Annotated in this window: 24 protein-coding genes and 1 pseudogene; 12 read left to right on the top strand and 13 right to left on the bottom strand. The window is 70.5% G+C overall.

All coding sequences use genetic code 11. The features are described from left to right. Positions 1–4: 4 nt before the first annotated feature. Complete coding sequence (locus tag AB0947_RS23540) at positions 5–199, bottom strand: hypothetical protein (protein ID WP_366752298.1); 195 nt, start codon at positions 197–199, stop codon at positions 5–7. On the opposite strand from AB0947_RS23540, the gene AB0947_RS23535 reads away from it, so the two are divergent. Next, on the top strand, positions 186–1181 hold the full coding sequence (locus AB0947_RS23535; protein WP_366752297.1) for a YdcF family protein: 996 nt from the start codon (positions 186–188) through the stop codon (positions 1179–1181). The two genes, AB0947_RS23540 and AB0947_RS23535, sit on opposite strands and share 14 nt — an antisense overlap. A gap of 40 nt (positions 1182–1221) precedes the next feature. On the opposite strand, the gene AB0947_RS23530 is transcribed toward AB0947_RS23535, so the two are convergent. Then, positions 1222–2184: a zinc-dependent alcohol dehydrogenase family protein gene (locus AB0947_RS23530; protein ID WP_366752296.1), complete on the bottom strand. Its 963-nt coding sequence runs from the start codon at positions 2182–2184 to the stop codon at positions 1222–1224. 166 nt (positions 2185–2350) lie between these two features. Here AB0947_RS23530 and AB0947_RS23525 point away from each other — a divergent pair, with 166 nt between their 5' ends. Next, positions 2351–2995: a helix-turn-helix domain-containing protein gene (locus AB0947_RS23525; protein WP_366752295.1), complete on the top strand. Its 645-nt coding sequence runs from the start codon at positions 2351–2353 to the stop codon at positions 2993–2995. A gap of 97 nt (positions 2996–3092) precedes the next feature. Here AB0947_RS23525 and AB0947_RS23520 read toward each other — a convergent pair whose 3' ends face one another. Further along, on the bottom strand, positions 3093–4841 hold the full coding sequence (locus tag AB0947_RS23520) for a right-handed parallel beta-helix repeat-containing protein (protein WP_366752294.1): 1749 nt from the start codon (positions 4839–4841) through the stop codon (positions 3093–3095). 263 nt (positions 4842–5104) lie between these two features. Here AB0947_RS23520 and AB0947_RS23515 point away from each other — a divergent pair, with 263 nt between their 5' ends. From AB0947_RS23515 to AB0947_RS23495, 5 genes are all read left to right on the top strand, one after another. Then, complete coding sequence (locus AB0947_RS23515; RefSeq protein ID WP_366752293.1) at positions 5105–6100, top strand: LacI family DNA-binding transcriptional regulator; 996 nt, start codon at positions 5105–5107, stop codon at positions 6098–6100. A gap of 315 nt (positions 6101–6415) precedes the next feature. Next, positions 6416–7723, top strand: coding sequence for a hypothetical protein (locus AB0947_RS23510; RefSeq protein ID WP_366752292.1), 1308 nt, complete (start codon positions 6416–6418; stop codon positions 7721–7723). A 49-nt stretch (positions 7724–7772) separates the two neighbouring features. Continuing rightward, complete coding sequence (locus AB0947_RS23505; RefSeq protein WP_366752291.1) at positions 7773–9032, top strand: extracellular solute-binding protein; 1260 nt, start codon at positions 7773–7775, stop codon at positions 9030–9032. 48 nt (positions 9033–9080) lie between these two features. After that, positions 9081–10142: a sugar ABC transporter permease gene (locus AB0947_RS23500; protein WP_366752290.1), complete on the top strand. Its 1062-nt coding sequence runs from the start codon at positions 9081–9083 to the stop codon at positions 10140–10142. Positions 10143–10146: 4 nt separating this feature from the next. Next, a complete protein-coding gene (locus tag AB0947_RS23495) occupies positions 10147–11019 on the top strand; it encodes a carbohydrate ABC transporter permease (RefSeq protein ID WP_366752289.1) in 873 nt (290 codons plus the stop codon). Positions 11020–11039: 20 nt separating this feature from the next. On the opposite strand, the gene AB0947_RS23490 is transcribed toward AB0947_RS23495, so the two are convergent. The 3 genes from AB0947_RS23490 to AB0947_RS23480 all read right to left on the bottom strand — a co-directional run bounded on the left by AB0947_RS23490 (position 11040) and on the right by AB0947_RS23480 (position 14047). Further along, positions 11040–11924 carry a GNAT family N-acetyltransferase gene (locus AB0947_RS23490; RefSeq protein WP_366752288.1) on the bottom strand — a complete coding sequence of 295 codons (885 nt, stop codon included), beginning with the start codon at positions 11922–11924 and terminating at the stop codon, positions 11040–11042. A gap of 140 nt (positions 11925–12064) precedes the next feature. Continuing rightward, positions 12065–13351 (bottom strand): MFS transporter, encoded by a 1287-nt coding sequence (locus AB0947_RS23485; protein WP_366752287.1) that lies wholly within the window; start codon positions 13349–13351, stop codon positions 12065–12067. 234 nt (positions 13352–13585) lie between these two features. After that, positions 13586–14047, bottom strand: coding sequence for a DNA-binding protein (locus AB0947_RS23480; protein WP_366752286.1), 462 nt, complete (start codon positions 14045–14047; stop codon positions 13586–13588). Positions 14048–14059: 12 nt separating this feature from the next. Here AB0947_RS23480 and AB0947_RS23475 point away from each other — a divergent pair. Beyond that, a pseudogene (locus tag AB0947_RS23475) lies at positions 14060–14392 on the top strand (IMP dehydrogenase); the annotation flags it as partial. Positions 14393–14461: 69 nt separating this feature from the next. Here AB0947_RS23475 and AB0947_RS23470 read toward each other — a convergent pair. Together AB0947_RS23470 and AB0947_RS23465 are read right to left on the bottom strand one after the other, a co-directional pair. Continuing rightward, positions 14462–14725 carry a hypothetical protein gene (locus AB0947_RS23470; protein WP_366752285.1) on the bottom strand — a complete coding sequence of 88 codons (264 nt, stop codon included), beginning with the start codon at positions 14723–14725 and terminating at the stop codon, positions 14462–14464. Between the two features lie 318 nt (positions 14726–15043). Continuing rightward, the gene (locus tag AB0947_RS23465; protein WP_366752284.1) at positions 15044–16267 is read right to left on the bottom strand and encodes a PP2C family protein-serine/threonine phosphatase; all 1224 of its coding nucleotides are present in this window, start codon (positions 16265–16267) and stop codon (positions 15044–15046) included. 285 nt (positions 16268–16552) lie between these two features. On the opposite strand from AB0947_RS23465, the gene AB0947_RS23460 reads away from it, so the two are divergent. From AB0947_RS23460 to fmdA, 4 genes are all read left to right on the top strand, one after another. Beyond that, positions 16553–16981: a hypothetical protein gene (locus AB0947_RS23460; protein ID WP_366752283.1), complete on the top strand. Its 429-nt coding sequence runs from the start codon at positions 16553–16555 to the stop codon at positions 16979–16981. Positions 16982–17332: 351 nt separating this feature from the next. Further along, the gene (locus AB0947_RS23455) at positions 17333–17608 is read left to right on the top strand and encodes an FmdB family zinc ribbon protein (RefSeq protein WP_366752282.1); all 276 of its coding nucleotides are present in this window, start codon (positions 17333–17335) and stop codon (positions 17606–17608) included. Between the two features lie 126 nt (positions 17609–17734). Further along, positions 17735–18388, top strand: a complete 654-nt coding sequence (locus AB0947_RS23450; protein ID WP_366752281.1) for an AmiS/UreI family transporter — start codon at positions 17735–17737, stop codon at positions 18386–18388. A 54-nt stretch (positions 18389–18442) separates the two neighbouring features. Further along, entirely contained in the window at positions 18443–19690 is a 1248-nt protein-coding gene (gene fmdA / locus AB0947_RS23445; RefSeq protein WP_366752280.1) for a formamidase, read from the top strand. 66 nt (positions 19691–19756) lie between these two features. On the opposite strand, the gene AB0947_RS23440 is transcribed toward fmdA, so the two are convergent. From AB0947_RS23440 to AB0947_RS23420, 5 genes are all read right to left on the bottom strand, one after another. Next, the gene (locus AB0947_RS23440) at positions 19757–20092 is read right to left on the bottom strand and encodes a hypothetical protein (protein ID WP_366752279.1); all 336 of its coding nucleotides are present in this window, start codon (positions 20090–20092) and stop codon (positions 19757–19759) included. A gap of 239 nt (positions 20093–20331) precedes the next feature. Beyond that, the gene (gene coaD / locus AB0947_RS23435) at positions 20332–20799 is read right to left on the bottom strand and encodes a pantetheine-phosphate adenylyltransferase (RefSeq protein ID WP_366752278.1); all 468 of its coding nucleotides are present in this window, start codon (positions 20797–20799) and stop codon (positions 20332–20334) included. Positions 20800–20830: 31 nt separating this feature from the next. Beyond that, the gene (locus tag AB0947_RS23430; RefSeq protein ID WP_366752277.1) at positions 20831–21568 is read right to left on the bottom strand and encodes an NIPSNAP family protein; all 738 of its coding nucleotides are present in this window, start codon (positions 21566–21568) and stop codon (positions 20831–20833) included. A 5-nt stretch (positions 21569–21573) separates the two neighbouring features. Continuing rightward, complete coding sequence (locus AB0947_RS23425; protein ID WP_366752276.1) at positions 21574–22038, bottom strand: Rrf2 family transcriptional regulator; 465 nt, start codon at positions 22036–22038, stop codon at positions 21574–21576. Between the two features lie 125 nt (positions 22039–22163). Continuing rightward, positions 22164–22724, bottom strand: a complete 561-nt coding sequence (locus tag AB0947_RS23420) for a nitroreductase family protein (protein ID WP_366752275.1) — start codon at positions 22722–22724, stop codon at positions 22164–22166. Positions 22725–22901: the final 177 nt, after the last annotated feature.

Below are 22901 nucleotides of genomic sequence, written 5' to 3'. Positions count from 1 at the left end.
GCGCCTACGTCGTCCTGCCGTCGGGGGGGCACACCCGGTAGCCGGCCGTGGCTGAAGTGGTCGCGATGTGGTGCACGAGTTTCAACATCGACCGCTCCGGCGACAAGCAGCTCTGGGCGGCCATCTGACGGCCGTCCCCGACCTCGCCGGTGCCCTCGGGCCCCGGCCCACGGAGGAAGTCCAGGGTGCTGATCGACATATTGGCGGCCGTCGCGCTGCTGCTGTTCGTCACAGGTGTCATCGTCGAGGCGAGGCGCTTCGCGAACGCCGTGCTGCTCGGCGTGTTCCTCACACTGATGGCGGTGGCCCACGGGCGCGACCTGCTGGTCTATCAGCGCGCCCTGGACGGCACCTGGCTGGCCAGCCCCGTCCTGGAAGGGCTGGCCGTGCTGCTGCTCTGCTGCCTGCTGATCGGCAACGGGGTGCGGATGGTGCGCAAGGAGGGCAGCAGCCCGGCCAACCTCTTGACGTTCGTCGCGGGTGTCGGGCTCCTGTCGCTCCTGCTGCTGAGTGTGGCGGCGTTCGTGACCGAGCTGCACGCGCTGGCCACCGCCGTCGCCGTCATGGCGCTGCTCACCTCCTACTTCGCCTTCCTCTTCGTCTGTTTCACCGTGTACGGCTACGCGTACGGCCGCCTGGCCGTGCCGTCCGGCCTGGACTACATCATCGTCCTCGGGTCCGGTCTGATCGGCGGTGACCAGGTGCCGCCCCTGCTCGCCGGGCGGCTGGACCGCGCGCACGCGGTCTTCGAGGACCAGGTGGCCGGGGGCGGCGAGCCGGTCCTGATCACATCCGGCGGGCGAGGGCCGGACGAGGCCGTCGCCGAGGCGCACGCGATGGCCGGCTACCTGGCGGCACGCGGCGTACCGGCCGGGAGCCTGCTGCGTGAGGCGGAGTCCGCCACCACCGAGGAGAACCTCCGCAACTGCAAGGCCCTCATGGACGAGCGCGGCAGCGGCTACCGCTGCGTGATCGTGACCAACGACTTCCATGCCTTCCGGGCCGCGATGATCGCCCGGAGCGTGGGCGTCGACGCGCATGTCGTGGGCTCCCCCACGGCCTCCTACTTCCGGCCCAGCGCGACCATGCGGGAGTTCGCCGCCGTGGTCCTGCACCACCGGTGGATCCACTTCACGGTCTGTGTGCTCCTGGCGGCGGCCTGCTGGCTGATCGTCATGTGAGGCACGGGCCCCTCCCGGTGGCGGGGCCTCCCCGTCCGCTTCAGGGCGTCAGCACGACCCTGCCGAACACCTCCCCCGCGTCCATCGCGCGGTGTGCCCGCACCGCCTGGTCCAGGGGCAGGACCTCGTGCACGACGGTGCGCAGGTTCCCGTGCGCGGCATCGGCGAACTGGGACGACCGTACGGCCTGCCGGTCGGGGCCGGGCACGGTGTCGGAGCTGAAGGTGGAGAACGACAACGACTTGCGGAAGGCGTCCAGCAGCCGCATGCCGAAGTCCGCCGGCGGCTGCCCGCCGACGACACCGACGGCCACGTACCGCCCGTTGGAGTTCAACTTGTCCAAGAAGTCGGGAAGCCGGGGGCCGCCCACGACATCGATCACCACGTCGAAACCCGCCGGTGCGTCCGCGCCGCTCTCGCCTGAGCGGTCGAGGACATGCGTCGCGCCCAGGTCCCGCAGGCGGGCGCCGCGCTCCGCCGAGGAGGCGGTGACCGCCACCGCGCTGGCGCCGTCCCTGGCCGCGAGCTGGACCGCGGTGATGCCGATGCTGCCCGCCGCACCGCGCACGAGCACCGTCTCGCCGGGCGTGAAACGGGCCCGGTCCAGGGCGAAGTGGGCGACCACCCCGGAGCCGCCGAGGGTCACCGCGCCGGCGCCGGTCAGGCCGTCCGGCAGCGCGAGGACGTCCTCGACCGCGGCGACCGCCTGCTCGGCGTACCCGCCGGACAGGCCGGTGAACGCCCACACCCGCCGGCCGAGCCACGAGGTGTCCACCCCCTCCCCCACCGCGTCGACCCTTCCCGCGACCTCGCTGCCGAGGAGATGGCCCTCCCGGAAGCCGTAGGCGGCAAGCGTTCCCCGGCGGATCACGGCGTCCACGCCGCCCACCCCGATCGCCTCCGTGGCGATCCGCACCTGCCCCGGGGCGGGAACGGGCTCGGGCAGATCGACCACCTCCAGGCCATCGGGGTCTCCGAACGTCCTGATCACAACGGCTCTCATCTCTGCTCCTCGGGTCGGTGAAGGGACGGATCGCGGCTGCCGCGGCCGTGTGCGCCGGGTCGGCCCCCGCAGCCGGGGCACCACCGGTGACGTGCGGGGACGGGGGCGGCGGCACGTCATCGGACCGTAACGGACGCCTCCGTCCGCTTGGCTAAAGTGAGAGACCATGACCGACCGTTTGCCTCGGACCGTGCGCTCCGACGCCCGCGACAACCGGGGCCGCATCCTGGACGCCGCCCGCGCGGTGTTCGGCGAGGAGGGCCTGAGCGCGCCCATGCGCGAGGTCGCCCGGCATGCGGCCGTCGGCCCCGCCACGCTGTACCGGCACTTCCCGACCAAGCGGGAGCTGATCGCGGAGACCTTCGCCGAGCAGCGGCGGGCCTGCCATGCCGCCGTCCGCGACGCCCTCGCGGACCCGGACCCGTGGCACGGATTCCAAAGCCTGATCGAGCGGATCTGCGAACTCCACGCGCACAGCCGGGGGTTCGCCGACGCCTTCATGACGGCCTTCCCCGAGGCCATGGACTTCGCCGGCGACCGGGAGCGGACACTGAGCGCGGTCGGCGAACTGGCCCGCCGGGCCCAGCGGACCGGCCGGCTGCGCCCCGGCTTCGTCGTCGACGACCTGATCCTCATGCTCATGGCCCACCGGGGCCTCAAGGACACCCCGCGTGCCGACCGGGTCACGGCCTCCCGCCGCTTCGCCGCCTACGTGATCGAGGCGTTCCGCGCCGCACCGGAGACCGCGGCGCCCACGCCGTTGCCGCCGGCACCCCCACTGCGACTCACGCACTCGCCCGGCACGCCGTGATCGCCGACCGGATACCTGTCGGGGTGCCCGCGTCACACGTGGTCGCCGGGCCGGTGCCCGTGCGGCCGGGCCGGAGTCGAGCGTCGCCGCCCCCCGCTCACGGCCGCAGCGTGCCCGACGTTCCTTCCACGACCACGTCCGCGCAGCCTTCGGCGGCCACGAGGCCGGACTCGGCGAAGGCCCCGGCGCCCGTGCCCGTCAGGTGGTTCCCGGTGACGGCCAGCCCGCGGACGGAGCGGGCGCGGACGACCGGTGCGCCGGCGTCCTCGAAGACGTTCCCGCTGATCGTGACGTTGCGGTGCACGGGGTGGTCGGGGTCGAGGACGGCGTTGGCCGGTGCGATGAGGACCGCGGGAGTGGACGGACGCAGGAAGGTGTTGTCCCGGATGGTGAGGTCGGCGACCGGGCCCGACTCGTACCACTCCTCGGCGTCGGCGGAGACGTAGACGCCGGCCATGGTCACGCCGTCGAAGACGTTTCCTTCGATGACGACCGGCCGCCGGGTGGTCACCAGGACCCCGCGGGTGGGCACGTTGACGAAGTGGTTGCCGACGATGTGGACGGACGCCGTGGCGGTGACGTTCTCGGCGACCCAGTGCTCCGGTGTGACGGTGGGGGGCAACGGGCGGTCCAGGGTCACGGTCATGATGCGCCGGTCGTGTGCGTCGTCCCGGTCGCGGGGACCGTCGACGGCGGTCAGGCGTGCGGTGAAGCCGGCCGCGGTGTCCAGGGTGGCACGGGCGGTGAACTCGACCGTGTCACCGGGCCGGAACGCGGGGAAGCCGGCCGTCTCCGGGTGCCGGTAGGCCAGCGTCACGATGTCGTCCGCCACCCGGCCGGCCACCACGAGGTAGGTGCCGTGGACGTTGACCGGGTCGTCGTGCGGCCCGTCGAAGACGCAGTCGGCGATCCGGACGTGACCGGCCATCGACGACAGGTTGATGAAGTCGGCGCACCCGGCCGACGTACGGCCGGTGGCCGGGTCGGCGCGGAAACGGACGTCGCGTACGGTCAAGTCCCTGCTCATCTGCCCCACGAGGCCGAAACCGTGGAGGTGGTGCGCCGAGACGTCGCGGATCTCCACCCGTTCGCCGCCGCTCACCAACGCGCCCGGATGGTCGCGTACCGTCGTGCGCATCTGGTAGACGAGCCCGACGTCACCGGGGGCGTCGGCGAAACGGTAGGACAGGCGCAGGCGGTGGCCGGGGAGCCGGCGGACGGCGGTCACATCGTCGAACAGGGGGTTGCGGTCCCGCCAGGTGCGCCGGGCCACCGGATCGTGCAGCTGCGTGTACTCCATCGCGTTCGTGCCGGTCCAGTACGGCTCGCCGTCGGCGGGGCTGGGCTCACCGAGCCAGGTGACCGTCGTGCCGTCGATGCGGAAGCGGGTGTCCGCGGGCAGGGCCAGTTCCCGCCAGGCCGCGACGCCGTCCGTACCGGCGTCGGCCACCGTGGCGTCGACGACCCGGGGCGTGACGTAGTCGAAGGAGAACCCCTCGAAGCGGACGTCGGACGAGTCGATCGCCGCGAACACGGTCTGGGCGCCGTGCAGCACCAGGGCGGCGCCCCTGCCGTCAATGACCAGGTCGTGGGCGTTCTCCACGAGCAGGGCGATGGTCTTGGAGAGGTAACGCCGGTCGGCGCCCACCGTGTTGGAGACGTACAGATCGCGGCGCTCGGCCCGCTCCGGATACAGGTGGTAACGGCCGGGCGGGAACCGTACGGTCACCGGCGCCGTCACCGCGCAGGCCGCGCGCAGGGCCTCGGCGACCGCCGCGGCGCTGTCGCGGGTACCGCTCGGGTCCGCGCCGAACGCGGTGACATCGACGATGGTGCGCAGCGCCACGCGTACTCCTCGCTCGGGAGCGCCGGGCCCACGTCCTCCCGGACCGCCGGTGGAGGTGACGTCGCCCTGATGTCCGGTCAGATTCCCGGCGCGCCAGTGTAGCCAGTCCCGGCTCCCCTTCACCCGGCCGGCCGGGTGGGCGGCCGGCGGCCGTGGCGGGCTGAGCGGGGCCCCGCCCGGCGGGGCCGGGCGGCGGCTCGACCTGGCGTGATCCCGGTACACTCGCACCACGCCAGGCGGCGCCGTTCACCGCAGAGGGAGTCATGGCCAAGGTCGGGATCAGCGACGTCGCGGCGCGAGCGGGCGTCAGCGAGGCCACTGTCAGTCGCGTCATCAACCGCCGCGGGGTCGTCGCGGCGGCGACCCGGCGCCAGGTGGAGGAAGCGATCCGCGAGCTGGGCTACGAGCGCGGGGCGCAGAGTCAGCTGGTCGTGGTGCTCACCCCCGGGCTGGCCCAGCCGTTCTTCGGCCAGCTGTGCGAGCTGATCGAGTCGGCGCTCGCGTCGCAGGGCTTCCGGGCGATCGTGGCCTCCACCACCGTGGGCGGGCTCCAGGAGATCGACTTCATCTCCTCGACGATGGACCTGGGCATCGCCGGTGCCGTCTTCGCGTCCGCCAGCAACACGCTGATCGGTGCCGACCCGACCGTCTACCAGTTGCTCGCGGAGCGCAAGATCCCCTTCGTGCTGGTGAACGGCGCGATCGACGGTCATCCCTCGCCCAGTTTCTCCACCAATGACACCGTCGCGGCGGAGCTGGCGGTCGACCACCTGTGGGGGCTCGGTCACCGCGACATCGGCCTGATCGTCGGACCGGTGGGGAACCGGCCGAGCGAGCGCCGGCTGGCCGGGTTCGTCCAGTCGATGACCGCGCGCGGTGCCGCCGATCCGCGGCGGCTGGCCGTGCGGCAGGTCTACAGCGTCGAGGGCGGCATGTCGGCCGCCGGGACGCTGCTCGACCTGGGCGTGACGGCGATCGTCGCGGCCAGCGACTACATGGCTCTCGGCGCGATCCGGGCCGCCCGGCGCCGGGGGATGTCGATCCCCCGGGACCTGTCGGTGGTCGGCTACGACGACTCGCAGGTCATGGACTTCGTCGATCCGCCGTTGACCACGGTGCGCCAGCCCGTCGAGCGGCTCGCGCAGTCGGTGTCGACGGCCATGGTGCACCTGGTGAACCGCAAGCTCGTCCCGTCGGGCGAGCTGCTGTTCGACCCGCAGCTGATCGTGCGGGGCTCCACCGCGCCGCCGCGCTCCTGAGGCGTTGCGGAACGCCACCTCACGGTCCTCAGTGCCGCTTCGTTGACGGGTCATTGACGTATCCGTCAGAAACACGTCACAACGGGTCGTCGGTCGACACACCCCCTTCCGCACACATCGGGCGTCCCGACGCCTGCCTCCTCACCGCTGCCTGCGATGATGGGCACACGTATGCCGCTGAACAGATGTGGAACACCGATGCATTGACGCGAAGTTGACGTGCGTGTAACACTCCCTTTCATGGCGCAGGGACCACCATTTCCGCAGCCCTCCACATGTCTCGGCAGCCCGAAGCTGCACAACACCGTGCTTCACGTGAGATCCAGCATGACGGATCTTGTCGACTCTTTCATTTGGGCGTCACAGCGGGCCCGGGAGTGGGTGCAGACCGGACGGCGCGCGGACTTCCTGCCGAGCTACTGGGCGGGCCTCACCGACCGGCCGATGTTCTACGCACGGGATCTGGCCCACCAGATGCTCGGCGGCCACCTCCTGGGTCTCGACGCCGAGAACCTGGCGATGCTCCGGCACTTCGCCGCCTCCGCCACCGAGCGGCGCGGCTGGTACCCGCTGTGGGCGTTCCTGTTCGACGGCACGCCCGCGGCGATCGACTACCACGACGACGACGACTTCGTCCGTGAGATCCCGGCACCGTTCGAGCTGGTGGAGAAGGCCGTCGAGCAGTACCGCTGGACGCGTGACGAGCGGTTCCTGCGGACGCCGGAGATCTCCGCGTTCATCCGCACCACGCTGACCTCGTTCGTGCGGGCCCACGATCCTCTCGGGACCGGAGTCGCCGGTGAGCGCGGCAGCGGCCGGATCTTTCAGGGCACGGCCACCTACAACGAGGTGGAACGTCCGCCGCACCTGCTGGTGGCGGCCGACGGCATCGCCAGCCAGTGGGCGGCCCACGCCGCGCTCGCGGGTGTCGCGGCCGATGCCGGGCTGGACCGGGAGTTCGCGCGCTGGAACGCCGAACGGACGGCGGCCCTGGAGACCGGGTTCGCCGAGGGCTGGTGGCTGGCGGAGCACGAGCACTACACGGCGGGCTTCACCCAGGAAGGGCCGGTCAGCGGGTTCGGGCTGGAGAGCACGTGGTTCCCGGCGGTCAAGGGCCTGATGCGGCCGGACGACCGGGCGACCGCCCACCTGGACTTCCTCGGCGCCTGCCTGGAGAAGAGCCCGCCGCACAACATCGAAGCCTTCACCTACCTGCCCGAGGCGTACCTGCGTTACGGACGCGACGAGGAAGCCCTTCGCTGGATCCGGTTCCTGGCGGAATCCCGCGCGGACTATCCGGAGGTGCCGTTCACGCACGTCGCCCACATCGCGACGGGCCTGACCGGTCTGAGCGTGGGACCGCGCGAGGGCGAGGTACGGACCCGTTCGCACATCCCGGCGGACGCCTGGCTGGAGGTGAGGCGGATCGCCGCCGGAACCTCGGTCATCGGTGTACGCCACGAGGGACACGAGGCGAGCGAGCTGTGGGTGAGCGCGGGCAGCGGCGTCACCTGGACCAGCACCTGGCCGGACGGCCGCACCGTCCAGGTCGGCGTCCCCGCCGGCGAACGGGTGCGTGTCACCGCCGACGGCGACACCACCGCGGCCGGCCGGCACACATGAACCGCAGCACCTCCCCTGCGACACGACCCGCGACGACAAGGACCTTCCCGTGTTGAGAACCGCAGTGGCAGCCGCCATAGCCGTCGGCTGCCTGGCCTCCCTCGCCGCGTGCAGCAACGACAGCGGGGCCACCCCTGGAGACGGCGGCGGTGATTCCGCGTCCATCTCGTTCGCCTATTGGGGCAGCAACGAGGAGAACGCGACGATCAAGAGCATGGTCGCCGCCTTCGAGAGGGCCCACCCCGGCATCCACGTCGAGGCCAACTGGATCCAGAGCGACTACGAGCAGAAGCTCCAGACATCCGTCGCCGGCGGTGACGCCCCTACCGTGGCCGCGATCTCCAACACCTCGCTGCCGAGCTTCTTCACCGTCTTCAGACCGGTCAGCGTCGACAAGAGCGCGTACTACTCCCCTGCCGTCGCCAAGGCGGGCAACGTCGACGGCACCGACTACGCCGTGCCGTTCGTGGCCAAGAGCAAGGTGATGGCCGTCGACAAGACCCGCTTCACCAAGGCCGGCCTCCCGGTGCCGTCGGGCACGACGCCGCTCGGCACCCGGGACTTCGTCGCCGCCGCCCGGAAGATGACCAGCGGCTCCGGCTCGTCCAAGGTCTACGGCTCGGCACCCTTGTGGTACGACGGATGGCTGTTGGCCGACGGAGGCTCCTACTACAACGCCGACGGCACGAAGTGCACGATGGGCGACGCGGCGGGAATTCGGGCCGCGAAGACCGTCGTCGACTCGGTGAAGCCCCACGGTTTCGCGCCCACCTCGATCGCCGCCCAGGGCCAGGACATGTTCCAGTGGCTGGCACAGGGCAAGGTCGCGACGCTGCCCGACTTCGGCCCCTGGAACATCGCGAAGTTCGCCGCGCTGGACCCTTCCCGCTTCGCCCTCGTCCCCATGCCCGGCCGCGGTGAGCCCATGGAGGTCGACGGCCTCGGCATCGCCAGGAGCGCGAGCCCGGCTCAGGTCAAGTCCGCCGAGACCTTCACGACGTTCATGAGCACCGACCCGGCCGCCCAGAACCTGCTGGCGTCCAAGGAGTCCGCGCTGGGCGTGCCCGTGGTCCGCGCCTCGCTCGCCGCCTTCAGGTCCGCCGCGCCCAAGGCCAACCTCCAGGCGTTCATCGACGCCGTCGAGCACGCGGTGACCACCCCGTACGTGAAGAACAAGGTCCGGATCGAGAGCACCTTCTCGACCGCCCTGAACTCCCGCACCGCGATCGGGACCGGCCACGAGGACCCCGCGACCGTGCTGCCGCAGCTCCAGGACACGTGCCAGAAGATGCTCGACGCGACCAAGTGACCCCGGGCGGACGGCCGCGCGCGGCACCGAGGAGGACCGATCCCCAGCATGTCAGAGACAGTGAAGGGCCTGGAGGGCCTCCTCGCACGGTTCCATCTGGATGTCGCGCTCCAGCCCATCGTCGCCTTCGCCCTGATGACGGCCGTCGTCTTCGGGCTTCTCGGGGCCGCCATGTGGCTCGCGGTGAGACGACGGTGGATCGGTCGCGCGACCGCGGCGTTCTGGCTCTTCGTCTCCCCCTGGATCGTCGGCTTCCTGCTGTTCACAGGCGGTCCGATGGTCTACTCCCTGGTCCTGTCGTTCACCCACTGGGACCTGCTGGGCCCGGCGAGGTTCGCCGGGCTCGCCAACTACCGGCAGGCACTGCACGACCCGGACGTCGGACAGGCCGTCAAGGTCACCCTGCTGTACGCGGTGCTCAGCGTCCCGGCGCAGACGGTGCTGTCGCTCGCGGTGGCGCTGCTGATGAACGTGAAGGTCAGCGGCATCCATGTGTTCCGCACCCTGTGGTACCTGCCCTCACTCGTCAGCGGGGTCGCGCAGACGGTGCTGTTCGTCTGGGTGTTCAATCCCGAGCACGGCCTGGTCAACGGGGCACTCCGGCTGCTGGGCGCCGAAGGCCCGAAGTGGCTGTTCGACCCTGACTGGGCGCTGCCGGCGGTCGTCCTCATGAGCCTGTGGACCGTCGGCGGCAACATGATCATCTACCTGGCGGGGCTTCAGGACGTACCGTCCGAACTCTACGAGGCGGCGGCACTCGACGGCGCCGGCCGCCTGCGCGTCCTGTGGAACGTCACCATCCCGCAGATCAGCCCGGTCATCTTCTTCAACGTGGTGACGGGACTGATCTACGCGATGCAGACCTTCACCCAGGGCTACGTCATCACCCAGAACGGCGGCGGCCCCTCCAACTCCCTGCTGTTCTACGTCGTGTACCTGTACCAGAACGCGTTCAAGTTCTTCCAGATGGGCTACGCGTCGGCACTCGCCTGGATCCTCTTTCTCATGATCATGGTGCTCACGGCGGTCGTCTTCCGGGGCAGCAGTTTCTGGGTCTACTACGAATCCCAGCGTCCCAAGGAAGGGAGGCGGCGTGTCCGCGCCAAGTAGGACGATGCCTCGGGCACGGACCGGGAGGGCCGCACGCGACCGGCGGTCGCGCGACGACGGGGCGCCGGCCGCGCGTTACACCGCGCTCGCCGTCCTCGTCGTGGGCTCGGTCGTGTTCGTCTACCCCTTCCTCTGGATGATCGCGACGGCGCTGCGCACACCGGAAGGTGTGTCCAGCGGGGGAATCGCGTTGTGGCCCGTGCAGTGGCAGTGGTCGAACTTCTCCAGCGGCCTCGACTCGTTCCCGTTCTGGCGGTACTTCCGCAACTCGCTGCTCAGCACCCTGGTGCCGGTGGTGGCGGTCGTCTACTCGTCGTCGCTGGTGGGTTTCGCGTTCGCGCGGATCCGGGCCCGCGGTTCGAACGTGCTGTTCGGGATCGTGCTGGCGACTCTCCTGTTGCCGCAGGAGGTGACGATCGTTCCGCAGTTCATCCTGTTCAGGAACCTCGACATGATGAACACGTTGTGGCCGATCATCGTGCCCGCCTTCTTCGGGTCGGCCTTCTTCATCTTCCTGTTCCGCCAGTTCTACCTGCGGCTGCCGGAATCGCTGACGGACGCCGCCATCCTGGACGGCGCCGGGTGGTTCCGCATCTGGTGGTCGGTCTACCTTCCGCTGTCGCGCCCGGTGCTGATCGCGACCGCGGTCCTGCAGTTCATGTCGTACTGGAACAACTTCTTCCAGGCCGCGATCTACGTCACCGACGACAAGTGGAAGACGCTGCCGCTGGCGCTCGCCGGATTCCAGTCGGTGAACGGCACCAACACCCCCCTGCTCATGGCCACGACCGTCGTCGTGACCCTGCCCTGCGTACTGATCTTCTTTCTCGCGCAACGCCACATCATCGGCGGGATCTCCTTCTCCGGGAACAAATGAGGGACACGCGGGCAGGTCTCTCACCGGTCTTGAGGTCCGCCCTGGTTGAACCTGTACCCGGCGAAGTCGGCGATGCGGACGTACCCGATGCGCTGGTAGAGGGCGTTGCTGGTGGGGTTGTCCGGGTCCGTGAACAGGACGACGTCCGTCGCGCCCGCGGCCAGCGCCGCCCGGCTCACCTCGGCCGTCACGGCGCCCGCGTAGCCGCGGCCCCGCAGGTGGGCCGGGGTGTAGACGGGGTCCACCCGGACCATGCCGCCGACGATCGAGGTCGCGGCGGCCATGGAGACGGGGGTGCCGTCCGGGGTCTCCCAGAACGTGAAGTGCCTGTCGCCGAAACGCGAGTCGTCCCAGGAGCCGGCGTCGATCAGGTCGATGGAGGACTGCTCCCCCACGTCGACGCAGAACTCCCGGCACCAGCGCACCACTTGCTCACGGTCCCGCTCGCCGGTGCCACGGCCCCGGCCCTCCGGGCGCGGCCGCGGTGGGGTGAGCGTGCCGAGACGGTAGAGATGCGTCCGCCAGAAAGGCACCGGTACCGCGCTCGTGTGCCGCTGCCATGCCGCGGCGAAAGCGCCCGCGGTGTCGTGGTCGGCGATGACGTGGGCGGGCGAGTGGCCGAGACCGGCCAGCTGGGCGGCGAGGGCGTTCGCCTGCTCGACGGAGAGGGGGGTGAGGCCCAGACGGCCGCGCGGGGTGACGTAGAAGACCGCGTGGACGTCGCCTGCTGACTCCAGCCGGCCGAAGACGGGGGCGGCGGCGGGTCCGGCCGCGCGGCGTTTCCGCAGATTCTCGATGTCCGTCAGCGGCGTGTTGTGCAGGGCAGGGCGCGAGCGCAGGAAGTCCCCGGCTCGGGCGAGGAACTCGTCGACGTCCTGGGTCAGGTGCCAGTGATGCGGGCTCATACTTCATGCTCCCGGAAGTCCCGGCGTGAAGTCATCGGGATGAGCGCAAGCGGTGCGGCACTGCGGACGCCGGTGGTCAGGTCGCGCTGGGCGCAGGCGCCGGTCGCCACGGTACGAGCCCGGCACCGGCGTCGTACCCGCTACGCCTGCACGACCGTGCGCCGGCCGTCCGCGGCCTGCGGCTGGTCGTCCGGGGCCAGGCGGTCGATGCGGTGCACGTCCGGGACGCAGAGGTTGAGGAGGGTCGCCGCAACGATCATTCCCGCGCAGGTCAGCAGCACGGCCTGGCTGCTCCAGGAGCGGGCCGCGAGGGCCGTGACGAGGTAACCGACGGGGATGGCGAGGCGCTCCCCGACCCCGTTGTAGGCGCTCATGCGGCCCTGTTCCGCCTGGGGCACGCGCTGTTGGAACGCGGTGGTCCAGGCGACGATCGCGATGTCGAGCCCGACGCCTGCCAGTGCGGTGGCCGGCAGGACGAGAGGCAGCGGCAGCGTGCAGGCCATGGACGCCAGGGGCAGCGCGAGCGCACCACCCGCGCAGACCGCCACCGTGAGCGGCCGGTACGGCTTCCAGCGCAGGCAGACGAGCGTTCCCGCCAGCAGGCCGCAGGTGAACGCCGCCTGGATCAGACCCCAGTCGCGTGCTCCCGCGTACCGCCGTGCGGCCACGAGCGGGCCGAGGAGCTGGAAGCCCGCCAGCCAGGCCGCGACGAGGACGGAGCCGGCGACCGTGTAGGTCCACAGCCAGGTCCGCGCCCAGAACCCGGCCCAGCCCGCCCGCAGGTCGCTCAGGACGCCGCCCGGTGCGGCGAGCGGAGCCTCCAGACGCAGTCCGAGCAGCAGGACGGCCGCGGCGGCGAAGGTGACCGCGTCCCACGCCAGTGCCCATGCCGCGCCGCTGGCAGCGACGACGACACCGCCGACGGCCGGACCCAGTGCCTTGACCGCGTTGCTCGGCAGCCTGAGCAGCGCGTTCGCCTGCTGAAGGTGCTGTCGCGGAACGATCTGCGCGACGGCGCCCTGCGCGGCCGGCACGATGAACGACGCCGCCGTCCCCGAGACGAAGCCGCATGCCGCGATCGACACCGTCGTCGCGTGTCCGGTGGCCACGGTGACGGCCAGCGCACCCTGCGCGCCCGCCGCCAGCAGGTTCCCCACGAAGAGAAGCCGGCTGCGGGACAGGCGGTCCGCGAACAGACCGCCGGCGAGCAGGAACACGATCGTGGGGACGGTGCTCGTGGCGAGCACCAGACCGAGGGACCCCGCTCCTCCGCCCTGTTCGATGACGGAGTAGGCCAGGGCCAGAGGGGCCATCGCGGACCCGGTCGCCGAGATGAGGTTGGCCGACACGAACCGCCGGAAAGCCGCGATCCTGAACGGACTGGACGGACCGCTGATCGGTGTCGGTGACGCGTCGGCGGTTCTCATGGTCTCCCTCGGACTCGGCGCAGCGAGCACCCTAGTGCAGGAGGACGCCGTACCGGACGCCGGTCGTCCGAGCGGTCGGCGTGAAGGGGGCACGGCACGTCACCGGCGGCGGGCCCGGGTCGGTCACCACCGCGCCGCCGGCTCCTGCCGCCCGCCCTGCGTCGCGGCCGGCAGACGCGGGCTCCCGCGACGAACGGGCGCCCCGGATCGAGGCGTTGGCCGCGTTCCCAGGGTTCAGGAGGCCCGGTCCCCGGTAGGACTCGTCTTTGGGGACTCGGTCGCCGCCCAGCTCGCGAGGAGCTTGAGCCGGTCCTCGTCGGGGCTGCCCGGTTCGGCCGTGTAGAGGGTCAGCGAGTGGACCTCGCGTGGCGAGATGGGCAGGTCCATCGGCTGGTAGACGAGTGTGAGCGGCCCGGCGTCGGGGTGGTGCAGCTGTTTGACCCCGCCGTGGTGGATGCGCACGTCGTGGGCGGCCCAGCGGGTACGGAACTCGGTGCTCATCGTGCACAGCTCGCCGATCAGTTCACGCAGTGCCTTGTCGTGCGGGTAACGGCCCGCCTCGGCGCGCAGCAGGGCGACGGTGGCGGAGAGGGCACCGTCCCAGTCGGCCACGAAGTCCGGCGCGCCGGGGTCGAGGAACCAGTACCGGGCGAAGTTGGGCCGGCCTCGTTCGTCCGTGGTCGCACTGCGGAACAAGGGCGCGTGCGAGGGCTCGGCGCGCACTCGGTCGTCGAGGCGGTCGGCACCCAGGAGGCGTTCATGCAGGCCGTCGGCGCCACCCGCGGCGGCGGGCACCTGGGCTACGTGGGCGTCAACTACGGCGTCGCCATCCCGGGCATCGAGCTGTTCCTCGCCGGGATCCACACCCTCGGCGGGCCCGCCCCGGTGCGCCGCTTCCTGCCCGACCTGATCCGGCTCATCTGGGACCGCGAGATCGACCCCGGCAAGGTCTTCGACCTCACCCTGCCGCTGGAGCGGGCCCCCGAGGGCTACCAGGCGATGGACGAGCGCCGCGCCACCAAGGTGCTGCTCACCCTCTGACCGCCTGCGGGGCGCCTCCGGCGGGATCCGACGGTCGACGGGCGCCGGCCGGGTCCCGCCCCGCCCCCGCTACGAGCCGATCATGTCCTCTTCGAACGGGGTGCCGGCCGGGTCGGCGTTCACGGTCCGCCAGGCCACGTACTCCACCGCCCACGGTTCCCCGTCCCCCCAGGCGGACCGCAGCTCGTCATCGAACTCCCAGCTGACGGCCTCCTCATCGCCGGGGTGCTCCGCACCGAGATCCTGAAGCAACGCGTTGATCCGCATGCTGGTGGGCGGCGTGCACTGGGCGGCCCGCGCGCCGTGGTCGTCGGGGTTCGTGTGACAGTTCATACCGGTACAACGACGCCGCGGGCGGCACGGAACGGTAGACACCCGGCTCGGTCTCGGTGTCTCCTTGCGTTCCGACCCGCGTGCTGCGTCATCAGCGTGCGGCTGCGGGCGGCGTCCTCGTCGAGCGCCCGCTTGAGGGCGGCCCGACCTCACCGGCCCGCGAGCGCACCGGCACAGTGTCCTCGGCACCCGCCGACCGGTGGATCGACAGCTGGTCGCGACGACCGTGAGCGCAGCACCTCGGCCGTCGAGCCCGCGCGCGTGCTGCTGCCCCGCGGGCAACGGCGCTGACCGGGAGTCCTTCGGCGGTGCCGGCCCTCAGGACCCCGGCCGCCATTCGAAGAGCAGGATGGTCGCGTCGTCGCGCAGCTGGTTGCGCTGGTAGTCGAAGATGGCGTGGATGAGCAGCCGCAGTACCTCGGCCGGGCGCTGGCCGGCGACGTTGGAGTGGATGATGAATTCGGTGAACCGGTCGAGGCCGAACTCGGCGCCGTCGGCGTCCCGGGCCTCCACGACACCGTCGGTGTAGAGCAGAACGCAGTCGTCCGGTTCCAGTTTCGTCTCGTGGATCTGCCGGGCCGCCGGCGCCAGCGGGCCGGCGAGGCCGAGCGGTGGCTGCGGAGAGCTGTCGAGCGCCCCGGCGAGCACCCGCTCGTCACGGATCAGAAGCGGCGGGGGATGACCGCAGTTGACCCAGCGCAGCAGCCCGCTCTCGGCGTCGAGCCGGCACAGCACACCGGTGCAGAAGTGGTCGGGCAGCCACTGGGCGAGCGCCTGGTCGACGGAGCCGACGATGTCGACCAGGTCGCCACCGCAGCGGCGGGTGTTGCGGGCCGCCGCCATGGCGACCGACGTGGTCAGGCCGGCGATGAGATCGTGCCCCATCCCGTCGAGGATCATCGTGTGCAGCGTGTTCTTGACCACCGAGTGGTCGAACGCGTCCCCGGCGATGCCGTATGCCGGTTCCAGGACGGCGGTCGAGACGCATCTGCTGCTGCCGATGGTGCGGGGTGGCAGGAAGGCGCGCACCATCTCGGCGGGCAACCCCATGGGTGCGGTGCGGGTCCGGGCAGCGAGCCAGTCGCTGTAGGCACGCTTGGAGGAAATGATCATGGCGAACAGACGGGCCAGCATCCGGCCGCGACGCATCAGCACCCCGTCGAGCGAGGCGACGCGCACCGCGAGCACGCCGAGCCGCTCCGCACCGTCGACCATGGGCAACCAGACGATCAGGCAGTCATCGGCGTCGACCACCCGCGGGGAGATCGTGCGGTAGGCCCAGCCGGCCGACGAGCCGTCCACCAGGAGCGGTTCCAAGGCTTCGTCCAGGGGGATGAGCAGCCGCTGTTGCAGATCCACGAGGTAGATCAGCGCGGTGCCCAGGCCGAGTGCAACGGCGCACCGGGCGGCGAGGCCGGGCAGTTCGACCGGCAGGGCCGTCTGCGCCTCGGTGATCAGCTGCTCCCACCGGTTCTCCTCTTCGGAGGGGTCGGGACCGGGGGGTGCCTGTGGTGGGTCCGGCACGGGGATCACCCCTTCCATGCCCAGTCTCACACCGATCCCGCCGTCGCACGCCCCCGGCGGGTGCCGATGCTCGACGAGAACGCACCCGTAAAAGCGGATCACCGCTTGTGATTCAGTTCACCAGCTTTGGCCTGGATTAATACCTAACGTGCGTTTTAGCCTCTTCAGGAGTATGCAAGCCTCATAGGTGATCTCCTCACGCAGCAGTCGCGCAGGCGACGGGAGGAGGCCGGACGGAACTCGGGCAATAGCCGCTGTTTCCCGTCACTTCAGAGGCGATTTCGAGCTCGGAAGGCGGAAGAAGTGAGCGACGACGCCGTGTGGGTCCGAGGCGTGACCGGCATCCAACTGCATCACGTCACCAATATCCAGGATGCTCGGCGGTTTCTGGGCAATGCCGTCATGGCGCTGAAGGCTGCCCATGTGCGAACCGGCGACGCCAGGTTTACGGGTCTCGCCGACCAGCTCAAGAGCATGGTCGCCGCGGCGCGTGACCTGGAGGGCGAGGCGCAGGAGAGGATGCGGGAGCTGCACTCCGCGGACCCCGAGCGGTTCGTGCGGTGCCGGGAGGGCGAGGAGCCCTGGCCGGACGAGCTCCAGGCGGGCTTCGTGCCGCGTCATACGTGCCGCGACGAATGCCTTTACCACGACCACGGGGTGCTGGACGGCATCCTGCAGTGCACCTGCGGCCGCCCGCCGTGCCGCGCTTGCGCGATCGTCGGCGCGCCCTGACGCGGAGCCGCGAGGGCGGGCTCGCACGGGAAGAGGCGGTCCGGATCGCCGGGGCGACACATGTGCCGCCACGGGACGTCGGCCCCGCCCGGTGCCGCTTTCCCCCGTCTCCTTCCGGGGAATAGCGCGGGCGCATCTCTTTCGACGCGGTATGGAATATGTTGTTCCGGCGAACAGGCCCGGTCGTGCGTGCACGGCCGGGCCTGCCTTTTCAGGACGGGCGAAGCAACTCGCCTTGACACGCCGCCATCCGGGGGGTTGCCTTGAATAAGGACGCTACGACTGCGGCGTCCCATCGGCTCCGGCTCGGTCTACGTCCCGGGGTCGGAGACGCGGCGGGGCGGAGATTTTATGGCGACGTATGAATATTCCTGCAGCCGCTGCGGATCGTTCGATGTGAAGCTGCCGATCGGCACCGCGCCGACGCAGTGGAAGTGCTCGCGGTGCAACGACGCCGCGCGGCGTGTGTACTCCTCTCCGGCATTCGCCTCGACATCGCCCGCGGTGGCGGCACTGCGCGAGCGTTCGGAGAGATCCCGGGAGAACCCCGAGGTGGTCACGCGCGTTGCCGGCAACGCGACGCCAAGTCCCGCTCATCCGGCGCTCGCACGGCTTCCCCGGCCCTGACGGGCAAGCCGGGCCGGCGCATGTGCGTGCGTCTTCCCCGCGGGTGCTTGGGGCGATGACTGCTTGCCGGCACGAGGGCTCGCGGGCGTGTCACCGACGGAGCGAAACAGCGGGAGGTGTGTCCTCTTGGCCAACGTCGGACTTCTCTTCGTGGGCGCTGTGCTGTTCATGAACGGGTTGATGCTGCTGGGAAAGGTGGACAGCCGGGCAGCAGCCATATTCAACCTCTTCGTGGGCGGACTACAGGTCCTCACACCCACCTATCTCATCATCGCCGCGAACAATGATCCCAAGCGCATCATGCTGGCGTCGGGCATTTTCCTCTTCGGTTTCACGTACCTCTACGTGGGAATCGGACTGCTCATCGGGCTGGACACGAACGGAGTGGGATATTACTCGCTCTTCGTGGCCATCGTGGCCCTCGGCTATTCCTTCGTCAGTTTCCGGCTCGTGAAAGATCAGCCATTCGGCGTGATATGGCTCTATTGGGCGTTCCTCTGGTTCCTCTTCTTCCTCCTGCTGGGGCTGAAAATCGAGACGCTGACGACCTATGTGGGCTGGGTGACCGCGATCGAGGGCTGGGTGACGGGTGTCATCCCGGCATACCTGCTGCTGACCGGTTACTGGGTCCCGGCGAACTTCTCGGAGACGGCGATCGCGCTGGGCGCCTTCGGCGTGCTGACCTTCGCCGCGCTGTGGTTCGTACTCCGCCGCAGGTCTCCTCACAAGCCTGCGCAGGACTACGGCACCTCGGGATATCCGGCCGGAAGCCACGGCTGACCCTTCTGGGGCGCCATGCCACTTGGATCATCGGGAGCAACACGAGGAGTTGACATGCCTGAAGTGATCTTCAGCGTCGATCAGTCCCGGTCGATGCGTGACCAGGAGGTGCCCGGACACAACAGGTGGCATCCGGACATACCGACTGTTGCCATGGTCCGCCCGGGGGACGAGTTCCGCGTCGAATGCCGTGAGTGGACCGACGCGCAGATCGGCAACAACGATTCCGCCAACGATGTGCGTGACGTCGACCTCAAGCGGGCCCACATGCTCAGCGGGCCGATCGGTGTCGAAGGCGCGGAGCCGGGTGACCTGCTGATCGTGGACGTCCTCGACCTCGGGCCGGTGCCACAGCAGGTCGGGGACGCCCCTGGTCAGGGCTGGGGGTACACGGGCGTCTTCGCCAAGGCCAACGGCGGGGGATTCCTGACCGACTACTTCCCGGACGCCTACAAGGCGATCTGGGAGTTCCACGGGCAGGTGGCGACCTCCAGGCACCTCCCCGGCGTCCGCTTCACCGGCATCACGCACCCCGGTCTCTTCGGTACGGCGCCGTCCGCCGAGCTGCTGGAACGCTGGAACAGGCGGGAGCAGGCCCTGATCGACACCGACCCGGAGCGCATCCCGCCCCTGGGGCTCGCGCCCGACCAGGACCAGGCCCTGTGTGGTCAGGCGACGGGATCGGACGCCGAGCGCATGGCCCAGGAAGGCGCGCGCACGGTTCCCGCGCGGGAGAACGGAGGCAACCACGACATCAAGAACTTCACCCGCGGGTCGCGCGTCTTCTACCCCGTCCACGTCAAGGACGCCAAGCTGTCGGGTGGCGATCTGCACTTCAGCCAGGGAGACGGTGAGATCACCTTCTGCGGCGCCATCGAGATGGGCGGTTACATCGACTTCCACGTCGATCTCATCAAGGGCGGCATGGAGAAGTACGGCATCAGCACCAACCCCGTCTTCATGCCGGGCAACGTCGAGCCGCGGTACACGGAGTTCATGTCCTTCATCGGGATCTCCGTGGACCACGACACCGACACCAACTACTACCTGGACGCGACGGTCGCCTACCGCCGTGCCTGCCTCAACGCCGTCGAGTACCTGAAGAGGTTCGGCTACACCGGAGAGCAGGCCTACCTGCTGCTCGGCGCGGCTCCCATCGAGGGGCGCATCAGCGGGATCGTCGACATCCCGAACGCCTGCTGCTCGCTGTACCTGCCGACCGGGATCTTCGACTTCGACGTCCGCCCCACCGCGGAGGGACCGAAGACCGCGGACCGCGGGCAGTGCGCGGTGTCCGGCTGAACGGAGGGAGACCCGCACGCGGTCCCTGCCCGGCGGCTCACCGGGCGGGGGCCGCGCACTGCGGGCTCACCGTGCCCGGACGTGCAGGGTGAAGCCGACTTCGGTGGAGCCGAGCGTCTCGGTCACCCTCCAGCAGCCGGCCTCGGGGAAGGCGATGACCGTCGGCCACCACTGCCGGTCACCGTCGGCGGTGGCCAGTCCGCCGGTGCTGCCGCTCACGGAGCCGGGCCGGTCGAGTCGTGCGGCGCCGACGTGCGGGGCGCCCTTCCGGTCCGTCACCCGTCCCCGGGCGTCGAGGGTGATCGAGGCGTACTTCGTACGGTAGCCGTCCCGGCGTTCGCCCGGGTGATCCAGGAGAGCCGGCCTGGCCACCCACAGGTCGTCGGCGCCGTACCAGCGCATCGCCTAGTCGAAGTCGTGCACGGCGGCTGGTACGGCATCGGAGGGGACCGGCGCGGTTTCCCGGCAAGCCGCGTCCGAACCCGGCTGACGCGGCGCCGACGGCGAACAGCCGACGGCCAGCATCACCAATGGGCACGCGAGTAAGGCCGCTCCTCGTGCCGTCCGCGTCCGCATGCGTGTCAGTCTTCCACGGCCGCGAGCTGAGCGGAGGGTGTGCGACGAGCCCACCGCGGCCGCCGTCACGTCCCCTCGCCTCCGGCGAGCGGCTCGTGCGCCTCACCGTCCTTCGGCACACGGGCCTTGTGACTCATCGAGGTGACGAGGGTGGAGGAGATGTGGGCCAGGGCGGGGTCGGCGGCGATGAAGAACGTCTCGACTCCGGCCAGTTCGTGGTTCATGCGGGCCATCGGCATCTCGTGGTCCAGGTCGCGGACGCCGCGGACTCCGCGGATGACGACGTCGATTCCGGCTCGGCGGCAGTATTCGGCCAGCAGGCCGCCGGTGTGGGAGTCGACCGTGACGTTGCCCAAGTCCGTTGCCGCCGCACGGAGCCGGTCCAGCCGTTCCGTGAGGGGGAAGCGGCCGGTCTTGTTCGAGTTGGACATCACGCACACGACGACCTCGTCGAACAGGACGGAAGCGCGCCGGAGTACGTCCTGGTGCCCTTGAGTGACCGGGTCGAACGATCCTGGGAAAAGGGCTCGCACGATCGGAAACAGTAACAAGCGGCTGCTACGGTCACCGCAGTGCCGACCGTTCGGTGGGTGCCAGCCGTAGCCGCTGTGGGGGCCCGGCCAGCCGTGCCGAGAGGGTCGGCAGCACCTCCTCGCGCCAGCGTTCCGAGAGCCGCACGTGGTTCAGGTGCTGCTCCAGACCGGCTTCGTCGGCGAAACGCGCGAACCATACGAAGACCTCCTCGTTCGTGCGTACCGGCAGCGCCGGGAAGGTGTTCGGGGCGTGTTCCGACCGCAGGTACGCCAGTGGCTCGGCGCCGGTCTCGGTCAGTACGGGGCGCACACGCTGCTCGAAGAACTCGGCGAACGTCGCGTCGAACGGGCCGTGGCCGTACCAGATCGTGGCGAGGACGAGCGACGGTGGCGACGGCGCCGGCTCGCCGGGGGCCGGCCGGGCGTCGGCCGGCACGGGAAACCCGCCGCCCGTCGAAGCGGGCCGCAGCAGCAGCACGTCATCGGAGTCGGTCATCGTCGCGTTCGCCTCGTCGCGGTGTGCCCGCCAGACCGGGCCGCCGTAGAAGCCTTCCAGGGCCTCGGCACGGCGCGGCATGTCCTCGAAGCCGCGGAGCCAGACGAACCGGTCAGGGTCGTCCAGGTCACGGAACTGCCCCAGGACGGTCGCGCCCACCGCCTCCTGGGACTCGACGAATTCACGGTCGAACAGTTCGATCAGGACGTCGCGCCGCCCTGGGTGCAGCGTGTACTGGCGCAGTTCGACGACTGGGCACCGTGGGGCTTCCACCGGTCCTACTCCTCGTTCCGTTGTGCCTTGCGGTCTTCCGGCTGGTTCAGCAGCGTCTCGCGGAGTACATCGGCGATCGACGTGTCCGCCAGCTCTCGGCGCATGACCCGCTCGACCCGGTCGTAGACCCCGCTCAGGGCGGGCCGGATGCCCCGGCCGACCGGACACTCCAGACTGGGCTCGGTGCGGTGCAGGCCGAACGGTGGCTGCGCGTCCACGGCGTCGTACACCTCAAGCAGGGAGATCCCCTCGGGCTCCCGGGCCAGGCTCCAGCCTGCGCCGGCGCCGTGGCGGACCTCCACCAGGCCGGCTCGCCGCAGGTCACCGAGGCTGCGCCGGATGATCACGGGGTTGGTGTTGACGCTGGCCGCGACCTGCTCGGAAGTGAGGACCTCCTGGCCACGGCGGTGCGCCAGCGCCAGCCAGGCCAGCGCGTGCGTCGCGATGGTCAACCGGCTGTTCGCCGCCATCACTCCTCCTCGTTCGGTGCAACAGCTTCTGTTACACCCGACCCCGCGGTCAAGCCCTTCGGCTTCCGCCAGCACCCTTGGTCACGCCCTCGCCAAGTGCCGACAGGGGAAGCCGGCTGGGGCTGTCACCGTTGCGGTGACCAGGGAGCGGAGCGCAGGTCCGCGACGCTGTGCCGGTCACGGCCCTCCGGGGGACCGCCGGCCGCCTTGCCCACCGCGACCATGGAGACGATCGCCCAGCCCGGGTTCGGGTCCAGCTCCTTGGTGAGCCCTTCGATGTCGAAGGCCCGGAACTGGTGCGCCGCCAGCCCCATGGCCTGTGCCTGAACGGTCATGTGGGCGACGGCCTGGCCGAGGTCGTAGTCCGCGAACTCGGAGTAGAGCAGGTGCGTGTCGTCGACGTGCCGGCGCGTCAGGGTGACGATGAGCAGGCCCGCGTTCGTCGCCCAGCGGGCCGAGCTCGGCGCGAGGTGAGGGAGCATCCGGTCGTGCTCCGGCTCACCCGGCCTGCCGGTGAAGAAGCCCCACGGCTGGGAGTTGCCCGCCGACGGTGCCCACCGCGCGGCTTCCAGCAGCAGCCCGAGGGCGTGGTCGTCGACGACCCCCGACGGATCGAACCGGTAGGGGCTGAAGCGCCCGGCGAGCAGCGGGTGCAGGCCGCGCGGCGGCTCCTGAGGATGGCGCATGCTCCCCTCCAACCGGCGCCCGCCGGCGCGTATTCCGGCCGGCGCGAGCGGGATCGCGCGCCACACCGGACCGGCATGAGGCCGAGGTCGGGCAGTGGGCTGGGGTGTGGCGCAGGCCGACGTGCTGCCGGGCTTCGCCGGGAGGTGCGTGGCGGCGGACGACGACGCGCGAGACCG

Origin of the sequence: Streptomyces sp. NPDC047841, assembly GCF_040704085.1 — a bacterium.
GTDB classification, from domain to species: domain Bacteria; phylum Actinomycetota; class Actinomycetes; order Streptomycetales; family Streptomycetaceae; genus Streptomyces; species Streptomyces argyrophylli.
This window is presented reverse-complemented; position numbering and strand designations above follow the sequence as displayed.

Excerpts from the sequence above, each read along its gene's own strand:
- AB0947_RS23540 (WP_366752298.1), bottom strand. The coding sequence starts at position 199 with ATGTCGATCAGCACCCTGGACTTCCTCCGTGGGCCGGGGCCCGAGGGC.
- AB0947_RS23530 (WP_366752296.1), bottom strand. The coding sequence starts at position 2,184 with ATGAGAGCCGTTGTGATCAGGACGTTCGGAGACCCCGATGGCCTGGAG.
- AB0947_RS23525 (WP_366752295.1), top strand. The coding sequence starts at position 2,351 with ATGACCGACCGTTTGCCTCGGACCGTGCGCTCCGACGCCCGCGACAAC.
- AB0947_RS23515 (WP_366752293.1), top strand. The coding sequence starts at position 5,105 with ATGGCCAAGGTCGGGATCAGCGACGTCGCGGCGCGAGCGGGCGTCAGC.
- AB0947_RS23500 (WP_366752290.1), top strand. The coding sequence starts at position 9,081 with ATGTCAGAGACAGTGAAGGGCCTGGAGGGCCTCCTCGCACGGTTCCAT.
- AB0947_RS23495 (WP_366752289.1), top strand. The coding sequence starts at position 10,147 with ATGCCTCGGGCACGGACCGGGAGGGCCGCACGCGACCGGCGGTCGCGC.
- AB0947_RS23490 (WP_366752288.1), bottom strand. The coding sequence starts at position 11,924 with ATGAGCCCGCATCACTGGCACCTGACCCAGGACGTCGACGAGTTCCTC.
- AB0947_RS23485 (WP_366752287.1), bottom strand. The coding sequence starts at position 13,351 with ATGAGAACCGCCGACGCGTCACCGACACCGATCAGCGGTCCGTCCAGT.
- AB0947_RS23470 (WP_366752285.1), bottom strand. The coding sequence starts at position 14,725 with ATGAACTGTCACACGAACCCCGACGACCACGGCGCGCGGGCCGCCCAG.
- AB0947_RS23465 (WP_366752284.1), bottom strand. The coding sequence starts at position 16,267 with ATGGAAGGGGTGATCCCCGTGCCGGACCCACCACAGGCACCCCCCGGT.
- AB0947_RS23455 (WP_366752282.1), top strand. The coding sequence starts at position 17,333 with ATGGCGACGTATGAATATTCCTGCAGCCGCTGCGGATCGTTCGATGTG.
- fmdA (WP_366752280.1), top strand. The coding sequence starts at position 18,443 with ATGCCTGAAGTGATCTTCAGCGTCGATCAGTCCCGGTCGATGCGTGAC.
- AB0947_RS23440 (WP_366752279.1), bottom strand. The coding sequence starts at position 20,092 with ATGCGCTGGTACGGCGCCGACGACCTGTGGGTGGCCAGGCCGGCTCTC.
- AB0947_RS23425 (WP_366752276.1), bottom strand. The coding sequence starts at position 22,038 with ATGGCGGCGAACAGCCGGTTGACCATCGCGACGCACGCGCTGGCCTGG.
- AB0947_RS23420 (WP_366752275.1), bottom strand. The coding sequence starts at position 22,724 with ATGCGCCATCCTCAGGAGCCGCCGCGCGGCCTGCACCCGCTGCTCGCC.